This is a genomic window from Bifidobacterium catenulatum DSM 16992 = JCM 1194 = LMG 11043 (assembly GCF_001025195.1).
In the GTDB taxonomy this organism is placed as follows: domain Bacteria; phylum Actinomycetota; class Actinomycetes; order Actinomycetales; family Bifidobacteriaceae; genus Bifidobacterium; species Bifidobacterium catenulatum.
In genome coordinates this window covers 1,627,098-1,638,127 of record NZ_AP012325.1, presented here as the reverse complement: position 1 = coordinate 1,638,127, position 11,030 = coordinate 1,627,098, and the positions used below count along the sequence as shown (strand labels likewise).

7 protein-coding genes are annotated in these 11,030 nt (G+C 58.1%); 2 read left to right on the top strand and 5 right to left on the bottom strand.

The genetic code is table 11. The annotated features are described in order from the left end of the window. The first annotated feature begins 5 nt into the window (after positions 1-5). Both BBCT_RS06840 and BBCT_RS06835 read left to right on the top strand, forming a co-directional pair. A complete protein-coding gene (locus BBCT_RS06840) occupies positions 6-4,019 on the top strand; it encodes a DNA-directed RNA polymerase subunit beta' (protein ID WP_033512805.1) in 4,014 nt (1,337 codons plus the stop codon). A gap of 209 nt (positions 4,020-4,228) precedes the next feature. Further along, positions 4,229-4,798, top strand: coding sequence for an FHA domain-containing protein (locus BBCT_RS06835; protein WP_033512807.1), 570 nt, complete (start codon positions 4,229-4,231; stop codon positions 4,796-4,798). 190 nt (positions 4,799-4,988) lie between these two features. Here the strand turns inward: BBCT_RS06835 and BBCT_RS06830 are convergent, their stop codons facing one another. From BBCT_RS06830 to BBCT_RS06810, 5 genes are all read right to left on the bottom strand, one after another. Further along, positions 4,989-5,597 (bottom strand): variant leucine-rich repeat-containing protein, encoded by a 609-nt coding sequence (locus BBCT_RS06830; protein WP_050776544.1) that lies wholly within the window; start codon positions 5,595-5,597, stop codon positions 4,989-4,991. 102 nt (positions 5,598-5,699) lie between these two features. Continuing rightward, the gene (locus tag BBCT_RS06825) at positions 5,700-5,909 is read right to left on the bottom strand and encodes a hypothetical protein (RefSeq protein ID WP_128805903.1); all 210 of its coding nucleotides are present in this window, start codon (positions 5,907-5,909) and stop codon (positions 5,700-5,702) included. Beyond that, positions 5,872-8,388 (bottom strand): DUF3488 and transglutaminase-like domain-containing protein, encoded by a 2,517-nt coding sequence (locus tag BBCT_RS06820; protein WP_003835392.1) that lies wholly within the window; start codon positions 8,386-8,388, stop codon positions 5,872-5,874. Before BBCT_RS06820 ends, BBCT_RS06825 begins: the two co-directional genes overlap by 38 nt. Then, positions 8,385-9,605 (bottom strand): DUF58 domain-containing protein, encoded by a 1,221-nt coding sequence (locus tag BBCT_RS06815; RefSeq protein WP_033512809.1) that lies wholly within the window; start codon positions 9,603-9,605, stop codon positions 8,385-8,387. The genes BBCT_RS06820 and BBCT_RS06815 overlap by 4 nt, the downstream gene beginning before the upstream one ends. A 90-nt stretch (positions 9,606-9,695) precedes the next feature. Then, on the bottom strand, positions 9,696-11,006 hold the full coding sequence (locus BBCT_RS06810; protein ID WP_003835390.1) for an AAA family ATPase: 1,311 nt from the start codon (positions 11,004-11,006) through the stop codon (positions 9,696-9,698). Between the last annotated feature and the right edge of the window lie 24 nt (positions 11,007-11,030).

The following is an 11,030-nucleotide window of genomic DNA, read 5'->3' as shown; positions in this document are numbered from 1 at the left end:
ATAGAGTGCTGGACGTCAACGCATTTGACAAACTGAGGATTGGCCTGGCCACCGCCGATGACATCCGTAATTGGAGCCATGGCGAGGTCAAGAAGCCTGAAACCATTAACTACCGTACCCTGAAGCCAGAGAAAGACGGTCTGTTCGGCGAACAGATCTTCGGACCTACCCGTGACTGGGAGTGCGCCTGCGGCAAGTACAAGCGCGTACGCTTCAAGGGCATCGTCTGCGAACGCTGTGGTGTGGAAGTCACCAAGAGCCGTGTGCGCCGTGAGCGCATGGGCCATATCGAGCTTGCCGCTCCGGTGACCCACATCTGGTTCTTCAAGGGTGTTCCGTCCCGTTTGGGCTACCTGCTGGACATCGCTCCGAAGGATCTGGAAAAGGTCATCTACTTTGCCGCCTACATGGTCACCAGCGTCGATGAGGAACAGCGTCACGAGGATCTTCCGGGTCTGCAGGATGAGTTCGACAACGACATCGCCAACCTGGAGAAGCGTCGCAACGCGGAAATCGAAGAGCGTGCCAAGAAGGTCGAATCCGATCTGGCCGAACTTGAGGCCGAAGGCGAAGCCAGGGGCTCCGCACGCGCCAAGCTGCGCAACAGCGCCGAGCGTGAAATGGCCGCGATCCGCATCCGTTTCGACGAGCAGATCCAGCGTCTGAGCGCCGTGTTCGACCGCTTCAAGAACCTGAAGCCGGGCGACATGGAAGGCGACGTCGACCTGTGGCGTGAAATGGAAGACCGCTACGGCGACTACTTCGAAGGCTGCATGGGCGCCGAAGCCATCAAGAAGCGCTTGCAGGACTTCGATCTCGAGGCCGCTTCCAAGCAGCTGCGTGAGGAAATCGACACCGGCACCGGCCAGCGCAAGGCCCGCGCCCTGAAGCGTCTGAAGGTCGTCAACGCCTTCCTGACCACCGGCAACAAGCCGGAAGCCATGGTGCTCGACGTGATCCCGGTCATTCCGCCGGATCTGCGCCCGATGGTGCAGCTCGACGGTGGCCGTTTCGCCACCTCCGATCTCAACGACCTCTACCGTCGTGTGATCAACCGTAACAACCGTCTGAAGCGACTGATCGAGCTCGGCGCTCCTGAAATCATGCTCAACAACGAAAAGCGCATGCTTCAGGAAGCCGTCGACTCCCTGTTCGACAACGGTCGTCGTGGCCGTCCGGTCACCGGCGCTTCGAACCGCCCGCTGAAGTCCCTGAGCGACATGCTCAAGGGCAAGCAGGGTCGTTTCCGCCAGAACCTGCTGGGTAAGCGTGTGGACTACTCCGGTCGTTCCGTGATCGTGGTCGGTCCGTCCCTGCGCATGCACCAGTGCGGTCTGCCGAAGCCGATGGCCCTCGAACTGTTCAAGCCGTTCGTCATCAAGCGTCTTGTGGACCTCAACTACGCGCAGAACATGAAGAGCGCCAAGCGTCTTGTGGACCGTGGCGATTCCGAAGTGTGGGGCGTGCTCGAAGAGGTCATCGCCGAGCATCCGGTGCTTCTGAACCGTGCACCTACGCTGCACCGTCTGGGCATTCAGGCGTTCGAGCCGATCCTGGTGGAAGGCAAGGCCATCCACCTGCCGCCGCTTGCCTGCGCTGCATTCAACGCCGATTTCGATGGCGACCAGATGGCAGTCCACCTGCCGCTGTCCGCCGAAGCCCAGGCCGAGGCCCGTTCCCTGATGATGGCTTCCGACAACATTCTGAAGCCGGCAGACGGCCACACCGTGACCATGCCGAGCCAGGACATGATTCTCGGTCTGTACTACCTGACCACTGTCATCGACGGCGCCAAGGGCCAGGGCCGTGTGTTCTCCTCGCTTGAAGAGGCCGAAATGGCGCTCGACAAGCACGAGATTGACATGCAGGCCAAGGTGCTTATCCGCCTTCCGGAAGACTTCGTGCTTCCGAAGGGTTGGGAACCGAGCGAAATCGAAGTCGTCGATCCTGAACCGGGCAGCCCGGCGGTGGTGAAGGAAGAGCGTTTCCACGATGGTTCCGTGCTTTTCGCAACCTCCTACGGCCGCATCCTGTTCAACAGCACGCTGCCGGTCGACTACCCGTTCGTGAACGATCAGGCTCCGAAGAAGCGCCTGAGCAAGATCGTCGACGACATCGCAACCCGTTACTCCACCGCACAGGTGGCTGCAACGCTGGATGCTCTGAAGGATATGGGCTTCACCCGCGCACCGTGGTCCGGTGTGTCCTTCGCGTTCTCCGACGTTATCCAGCCGTCCGAGCGCGACGAGTTCATCGAGAAGTACGAAGCCGAAGCTGAAAAGGTCAACGAGAATTACGAAATCGGTATGCTCACCGAAGAGGAGCGCCGCCAAGAACTCATCGACCTGTGGACCAAGTGCACCAGCGAGGTTTCCGAGGCTGTCGAGGAACACTTCGACTCCAAGAACAACCTGGCTATCATCGTGCAGTCCGGTGCACGAGGAAACATGATGCAGATCAACCAGATCGCAGGCATGCGAGGCCTCGTGGCCAACCCGAAGGGCGAGATCATTCCTCGACCTGTGAAGTCCAACTACCGCGACGGCCTGTCCGTGTTGGAATACTTCATCTCCCAGCACGGCGCGCGTAAGGGCCTGGCCGATACCGCACTGCGTACCGCAGAGTCTGGTTACCTGACCCGTCGTCTGGTGGACGTCTCCCAGGACGTGATTGTGCGCGAAGAGGATTGCGGCACCAAGCGCGGCCTGACGATGAAGGTCGGCGAGCGTGACGCTGAGGGCAACCTGCATCTTGTCAAGGCTGCCGACGGTGGTCCGTATTCCCGTCTGCTCGCAGCTGACGTGATCGATCCGGCCGACGGCGAAACCGTGCTGTACAAGGCTGGCGACGCACTGTCCATGGACGTGCTCAACGATCTCGTCGCTCACGATGTGGAAGAAGTCAAGGCCCGTTCCGTGCTCACCTGCGACTCCAAGCGCGGTGTGTGCGCCAAGTGCTATGGCTGGTCTCTGGCCACCAACAAGCTGGTGGACGTCGGTGAGGCCGTTGGCATCGTAGCGGCACAGTCCATCGGCGAGCCTGGTACACAGCTGACGCTGCGTTCCTTCCACTCCGGCGGCGTCGCTTCCGCATCCGATATCACCCAGGGTCTCCCTCGTGTTACCGAGCTTTTCGAAGCTCGTACCCCGAAGGGCGAGGCTCCGATCGCGGAGTTCGCAGGCGTGGTCAAGGTGGAAGACACCGAGCGCGGCCGTCAGGTCATGCTGAAGCCGGACGACGAATCCGTCGAACCGATCGTCTACCCGGTGACCCGTCGCGCCCCGATGCTGGTCAAGGACGGCGAGCATGTCGAAGCTGGCACCCAGCTGATCGAAGGCTCCGTCGATCCTAAGAAGATCCTGCGCATCCTCGGCCCGCGCGCCGCCCAAGTGAACATTGTGGAGGAAGTGCACACCGTGTACCGCTCCCAGGGCGTGGATATTCACGACAAGCACATCGAGGTCATCGTGCACCAGATGCTGCGTCGTATCACCGTGATCGACTCCGGCGACACCGACCTGCTTCCGGGTGAACTGGTGGATCAGGCCCGCTTCAAGGCCTCCAACATGAAGGCCGTGAAGGAAGGCGGCAAGCCTGCCGCCGGCCGTCCGGAGCTGATGGGCATCACCAAGGCTTCGCTGGCAACCGATTCCTGGCTGTCCGCAGCCTCCTTCCAGGAGACCACCCGCGTGCTTACCGAAGCCGCCCTGAGCCAGAAGGTCGACGACCTGAAGGGCCTCAAGGAGAACGTCATCATCGGTAAGCTCATTCCGGCCGGTACCGGTCTTGCCCGTTACCGTAACGCCGTGGTCGAGCCCGACAAGGCCATTCGCGACACCATCTACCCGAACTTCGGTTTGGGTGGCGACGAGTCCGATGCTGCCTTCGGCGACGCGGATCTGTCCGAAGTCGACTTCTCCAACATCGATTTCGGCGATCTGAAGCTAGGCGACGACTTCAATCCGGATGACTTCCTGGACGACAATGGCGGCCAGATGGATTTGGGCGACAACCTGTGATCCGAAAGGCGATGATGGAACGACGTAACGTCTGAAATCATCCGATAGACATAAAAATGGGGATTGGCTTCAAACAGCTGATCCCCATTTTTAATACGAAAAAACACTATTGTTGCGATCATTATGCCAACAGTCGGCATATTACGAAACTGCCTGTATTGCAGAGCGAATTCACTATCGCAAATCAAACGTCAAATTACAATGAGGGTATGAGCTTTCTTCCATATCCGCCGCCGCCTGAACCAGGCTGGTACGACGATGACGCCACCGCAATGCCTTCCTTCGCCGATTCTGCAATGCCGGGAACGGTGCAATCTCAGCCGATGGAGCAGGTTTCCATGTTGCTGGAACCAATCAATGACGAGTCGGTCAACGACGAACCGGCCAACGATGATGATATCGATTGGGATGGCACAGTGCTGTCTTCGGCCTTCACCATGAAGCAGCTGAAGCTAGAATACACGCTTTACAATGAGCAGACCGGTCAGGAAGTGATTATCGACATGGGCGTGCTGCTGGGACGCAAGTCGTCCGTTGAAGTGCCGGAAGGTGCTAAATACGTGAAATTGGAGGATCCGACGCGCACGATTTCACGCCATCATGCGGCGATCAGCTTCGATCAGGATGGCACGTTGTGGATTGAGGATTACGAATCGCTTAATGGCACGTACATTATTCAAGGCAATGAGGAGACCAAGGTCGAGCACAAGCCGATAAAGTTTGAGGCACCTTGCACGATTCGTATCGGAGATCAGTTCTTTACTCTCGAACAGCGCTGATTGAGATGTTGTGTTGCGTATCGCCAAGTATGCCGTCAAACCGCAAGGTTTGGAATATATTGAAATGACGGTGCGACAATGAACGATGCCGAGAGTCGAAGAGAGCTGTACACGTGAGGATGCGCGTACACCCCTCTTCGACTATTGCGATTCGCTGCCTACCGACTGGCGCTTGCTGACTGGCTATTTGCTACTTGCGCAGGCGGATGGCCGCGTTGACGGCGGAATCATTGAGACTGGCAAGCCAGTCAAGCAGATCCGGGTAGATATTCGGATTGCGTGCGAGGAAGGGGCGCAGCTCCGGAGCCTCGCTCGCGATTTGAGCCATCAGCATCTTGTCTTGCGTGGTCATGGCCAATTCCGCTGGATTGGTGTACGGGTCGAGATATTCCGTTGAAACGTCGTTCGCCGTATTCGATGCCGGCACTTCCATGAACGATTCAGGCTGGTATTGGTCGGTTGCCGGCGACTGGTATTGCGTCTGATACTGCACTTCCGACGATTGCTGCGGCTGCTGATACTGCGCTTGCGTTTGGAATTGCTGTGCCGGTTCCGGAGCGGTTTCGGTATTCCTCTGCATAACGCCTTCCTGCGGAACCGGCCACCCCATCGCGACCAGCTGCTGGCGTGCGCGCTCATCGCCGAATTGGGCGACCCAACGTTTCAGACCCGGGTACGCACGTGGATTGGCAACCACATTCGCGCCGAATTCCGGATTTTCGTAAGCGATTTTCGCTAGAAACACGGGATCTGCGTTCGGATCCTGCACGGCTGCAGCCGCGGTATCGAAATCGACCATCATGATCTCCTTATCTCGTGTTCTGTAAATATTGTATTGAATGCGCTGATAACAAAGTGGTCAATCTGATTATCAACGATTGCCATTGCGGGAACATGCGTGTTATTGAATGGTTCGCAACGTCTGCAATGTGCCTTCCTGCAAATCGCCGATATCTTCATAATCTCCGATTTTGCTGACGTTCCAATCGATGTCAACCGTAGTATTTGTTGCCATATCGGCTGCGTTATTCGCTGAATCGTCGCGCAGGTCAAGCACGATCGCCGTGACATTGTCATTGCCGTCGGCATCGAGCGCGGACTGCACTAGCATTTCCGCGGCGACTTGCGGATTGTCGTACGCTGCCGCCGTGTTTGCCTCGAAAATGGAAAACGTCGGCAAGTGAAAGTTTGGCGCGCCATCTGCGTAATGTCGGCAATGACTTGAGTATGTACTTGCGTTCCTGCGCAATATCATGCCAATACTGCTGCACATGCTCCTCGTTGATGGTATTACCGGAGAAGGCAGCGTAATCGGCTTGTGTGCCCAAGGCAAGCAACGTTTCACAGGAAATATCCATCTGGCTTGCGATGGAGACCGCTTGTTCGCTGCGCGTGCCTTGAATGTCGAGTCCGCTTTGCCGAGCGAGCGCCGCCACGGATTGCCATCCTGCCGCCACTCGCTGTTGCGCGCTGCCGTGTTTTCTTGACCGTGCCAGTGCGATCGCTTTGATGGCGAGCAGGAGGCCGCATACGATGAGCAGCGTCCACAGGGGGCTTCCGTAGATGGCTACTTTTCTTGCGATTCTGCCGAAATGCTGCCAGAAGAGGTTGATTGACGTTTCATCAGCCATGCTTCCGCCGATTGAGGACTTGCCTTTGGCTTGGGTGTCGTCGCGTAGCGGGTCGGTGAGGGGTACTGGGGGTTGACGTACCAGGGTTTGCGGGTTCGGCGGGGTGAGGTTCTGGTTTTCGTCGGGGACTTTGGTTTCCTTTGGCGTCGGGTAGAATGCCACCCAGCCGTAGCCGTCCAGTTTGATTTCCACCCATGCGGTCACGTCGTTGCCGGTGAATTCGATGACGGTGTTTTTTCCTTGTTTTTCGGTGCGGTTTTCGCTGATTTCGCCTTCATTGTCTTTTGGTATGAATCCAAGCACCACTCGGCTTGGAAGTCCCAGGCTGCGTGCCATGAGTGCCATTGCGGAGGCGTATTGTTCGCTGTCTCCGACCATGGCCATTCCGGCGAGCAGCTGGTCGATACGGTAGTTGCCGTGGCCGGCGGTAGACGGGTAATCGCCGCTCAAGCCGTGCGAGAACCAGCCTGATTCCTTGAGTTTTTCGGCGATGGCCTGGGCTGCTTCGCCGCCTTTGGATTGGCCGCCGGCTATGGCTGTGGCGAGTTTGTCCACACAGTCGGGCACGTCTTCGGCTTTAGGCTGGATGATGGAGGCTGCGTTGGCTTTGGTGATTTGCTTGTCGGTGGGAACTGCTGGCATGATGCCGGTTTCCGTGTAGGTGAGGCCTTCGGAGGTGCGTGAGGGGTAGATGGCCGACATGGTGTCGCTGTTGTAATAGAACGAGTCGACGTTTTCACTGTTGTCGAAGGTCACGCTGGATGCGGCTCCGGCAATGGGTAGCCAGTAGTCGCTCAGGTCTTTGTTCACGGTGAATGTTGCGGTGAATTTTTTGCCTTCGGCGTTGTTGGTGATGGAGGTGCCGACGCGATGGTAATTGGAGGAGTCCGACGACATGGTGGAATCGGACAGGTTCCATACGTTGCCGTCGAAACGGTCCATGACCGCTAGTCGCACGCTCGATCCTGCGGGCAGGTTTTCGACGGTGAGGAGCACGTCGTCCTTGCTGTTTTTGATGTACGAACGCATGCCGCTCAACGGGCTTGTGTAATCGTACGGGCTGAGCGGCGGATCGTAATGGTCGCGCAGAATGGTGCGGTCCTGACCGACGGCAAGGCATCCTCCAATCGCCAATGCGATGCAAACAACCACGATTGTCATGGAACTGATCCAACGTCCCAATTCCAGTAATTTCCAACGTGCGCTGATCCAAATCACGAGCACAAGCGCCATCGCGGTGCCGACGAATATGCGGTAATAGCCGGAAGATGAGCCGAGCAATGCACAGATCGCAAGATTGGCGATGACGGGAATGATGGCGATCATGGTGAATCGGCCATCTTCCGTCACTGCGAAAATGCCGGTGAGCAGCGCGGACCACAGGCAGATGGTCCATACGGCAAGCAGGCAGCCGTCCGCGGTACCGGTTGGAGGCTCGACCGACAGAATGAATTTGAAGGAGCCAAGCATCTGCGCCCAACCTTGCGTAAGCGTGCGCAGGGTTGGAACGAAGTGTGCGATGGTGGTGTCGTTGAGGAACAGAACCGGGCCGACAACCAGTTGTGCGACGGCCATGAACAGCATTTGCCACCAGAGACGGAGCATGGGAACCGTGCCTGCGAGCGCTACGAGGGATCCGATGATGGTGGCTGGAATGGCGGCGAGGGCCCAGGATGCGACTGATCCGTAGACATCGATGAGGTTGCTGGCTGCGGCGAGGGTGAGTAGGGCTGCTACGAGAAGGCTTGCGTATTGTGAGGCGCGTGGTCGGCGTAGGTAGGGTAGGGCTTGCGATTTGCTGTCTCGTGACATCCAGATGACGGAGTGTGTGGAGTCGGCCCATGAACCTGTTCCGGTGCCTGTTCCCGTGAAGGTGTTGCCGAATCCGGTGGTGTGTCCGGTGCTGGTCTCGTCGGTATTGGCGTTGGCGTTGTGTTTGCTGAATCCTGTGGTGCTCATGCCAGTACCCCCATGATTATTGGGAGGTCGTCTAGGCTTCCTACGGTCGCCAGGGTGAAGTCGGAGTATCGTTTGATGGCACGTGGTTGCCCGATGGTGGTTTGCAGTACCACGCAGGTTGCGGATCGGGGGAGTGCAAGCGCCATGTGTTTGATCTCGTCGATGCTTTTGAGTCTGCCGACGGTGATGTAGTAGAACGATGAGTCGGGGGTGTGGGTGAGGGTGGTTTGCGCGAGGTTCGGATCATCGTTGATGTCGGGGGTGATGGCGCTGCAGCCGTCGAGGAATTCCGTGGAGTTGCGTGGCACGGCGTGTTCGTTTCCTGCATGTGCGGTTACCGGGCGGTTTTGGAGCAGGCATTGTACGCCGATGGATGCGTGGACGGATACCGCCAGTTCGAATTCGTCGGAGCTGAGGTAGTCGTCTGGGTTCACGCTGATGGTCAATGCGGTGTCGGTGCGTCGGGTCGCTTCGTATTGGCGGATCATCAGCGTTCCTGTTTTTGCGGAGCTGAGCCAGTGCACGTTGCGCACGTCGTCGCCCGGCTCGTATTCGCGCAGTCCGTAGAAGTCGAGGTCATCGTCGACGATTTCGCCGCTGGGCTGACCTTCGAGGTCTCGCGGAATTCCGGCGTTGAGTGTGTTCAGCATGACGGTTTGAGGGTGGATGAACACGTTGATTTGGTCGACGAGTTTCTTTTCGTGCCGTACGAGTCCGAATGGGTCGCCTTTGCGTATGGAAAGCGGTCCGATCGGCAGCACTGCGCGGGAGACGGCGGTGAATTCCACGGTTGTTTGGCGTGATTGGCCGGCGGCGAGTATGGGGATGGAGAATCGTTCGTGGTTGTCGCCGATAGGCAGGTCGCCTCGCGCGGATGTGGTTGGCGTGTGTCCTGGATTGTCGATGCGTATGTCGACTTTTACGGTGTCTGACACGGTGACTCGTCTGCTGGACACGTCTATGGTGGCGGTGAATGACGTGTTGCCGAGTGACAGCAGGATGGCGGCGACCATCATGCAGGCGAACACGATCGCCATGGCCAACAGTTCATGCCATCCGAGAATCGTGAACGTTATGAGTGAGGCGATGGTGAGTCCGGTCACGGCCCATCCGAGCGGTGACATATATGAGGTGACCAGTCGTTTGATGCGATGCTTGATGCGTCGCAGGGATCGTTGCATGGTTCTCCTGCGTTGCATAGTTTTGGATTGTCGCATACTTGACCTTTCGGGTGTTTACGAACGTTTCGTGCGATTGCGTGCTTCTGTCTTGCTGCGCGTGCAGTGCAGCTGCGTTGGGTATGCGCTTCAGGCGATGGCGCCTACGGTCGGTGCGGGTACGTTTCCGAGGATCTGTTCGATCATCAGTTCGGGGGTGGATCCGGCGAACGTGGCCTCCGCGGTGAGCGTGATGCGGTGCGCGAGCACAGCGACAGCCAGCTGCTTCACATCGTCAGGCACCACATATCCGCGATTGTTGGACGCCGCCCACACGCGGGCGCATCGGGTCAGCGCGAGTGCGCCTCGCATGGACGATCCGACCTGGATGCGTTCGTTGTGGCGCGTCGCTTCCACCAAGCGCACGATGTATTCGAGGATCGCGTCGTCAAGATGTACAGTTTCGCTGATGGCGCGCATGCGCAGCACGTCGTTGCCGGTGAGCACCGCATGCACGGTGGATGCACGGTCGGTGACGTTGACCTGTTTGAGAATGCTCACGCTCACGTCGTGGCTCGGATAGCCGATGGTTGTTTTGATGAGGAAACGATCCATCTGCGCTTCCGGCAGTTTGTAGGTGCCGAGCTGTTCTATGGGGTTCTGGGTGGCGATGACCATGAACGGCTGCGGTACCGCGTGGGTTTCGCCATCGACGGTGACTTTCTGCTCTTCCATGACTTCGAGCAGTGCGGACTGTGTTTTCGGCGAGGCTCGGTTGATTTCGTCGGCAAGCACGACGGAAGCGAAAATCGGGCCTTCGCGGTATTCGAATTCGCTGTTCTTCTGGTCGTAGTAGGTTACGCCGACCACGTCGGAAGGCAGCAGATCCGGAGTGAACTGGATGCGCTTGAACGACATGTCGATGGAGTTGGCGAGGCCTCGGGCCATCTGTGTCTTGCCTGTTCCGGGGTTGTCTTCAAGCAGAATGTGGCCGCCAACGATCATGGCGGTGGCACATTGGCGGATCGGCTGCTCCTTGCCGACCACAACCTGGGAGACGCTGTCGACCAGTTTGGTGAACTGGTTGTGGAATTCGGTGATGTCGTCTTGTGGGGCGGACATCATGGACGAGGTTGCGGCTGGCTGCGCGGGCTTGGCTTGCGATGCCGCTGCCGGAATTGGCTGCGATTGCGGTAACGGTTGTTGCATCTGCACAGGCTGTGCCGGTTGCGCCTTCAAGGGTTGCGTTGTTGGAACCGTAGGCATTGCAGGCCTGTAGGGCATTGCATTGTATGCGCTGAGTACCGTGCCTTCATCGTCGCCGCTTTGCTTCTGCGGATGTGTCGGCAGGCTTGGAGCTTGGAATGCGGGGCGCGCCTGCGGATTGCCGGGCTGTTGCGGCTTGTTCATATGGTGCCGGATAGAACCCAGTTGGGTGGCGTCGTCGTTGTCGTTGCTCATGGGTGCTCCTTGTTTGCTTCTGTT

Coding starts and splice junctions, on each gene's coding strand:
- BBCT_RS06835 (WP_033512807.1), top strand. CDS start 4,229: ATGAGCTTTCTTCCATATCCGCCGCCGCCTGAACCAGGCTGGTACGAC.
- BBCT_RS06830 (WP_050776544.1), bottom strand. CDS start 5,597: ATGGTCGATTTCGATACCGCGGCTGCAGCCGTGCAGGATCCGAACGCA.
- BBCT_RS06825 (WP_128805903.1), bottom strand. CDS start 5,909: ATGCTAGTGCAGTCCGCGCTCGATGCCGACGGCAATGACAATGTCACG.
- BBCT_RS06820 (WP_003835392.1), bottom strand. CDS start 8,388: ATGAGCACCACAGGATTCAGCAAACACAACGCCAACGCCAATACCGAC.
- BBCT_RS06815 (WP_033512809.1), bottom strand. CDS start 9,605: ATGCGACAATCCAAAACTATGCAACGCAGGAGAACCATGCAACGATCC.
- BBCT_RS06810 (WP_003835390.1), bottom strand. CDS start 11,006: ATGAGCAACGACAACGACGACGCCACCCAACTGGGTTCTATCCGGCAC.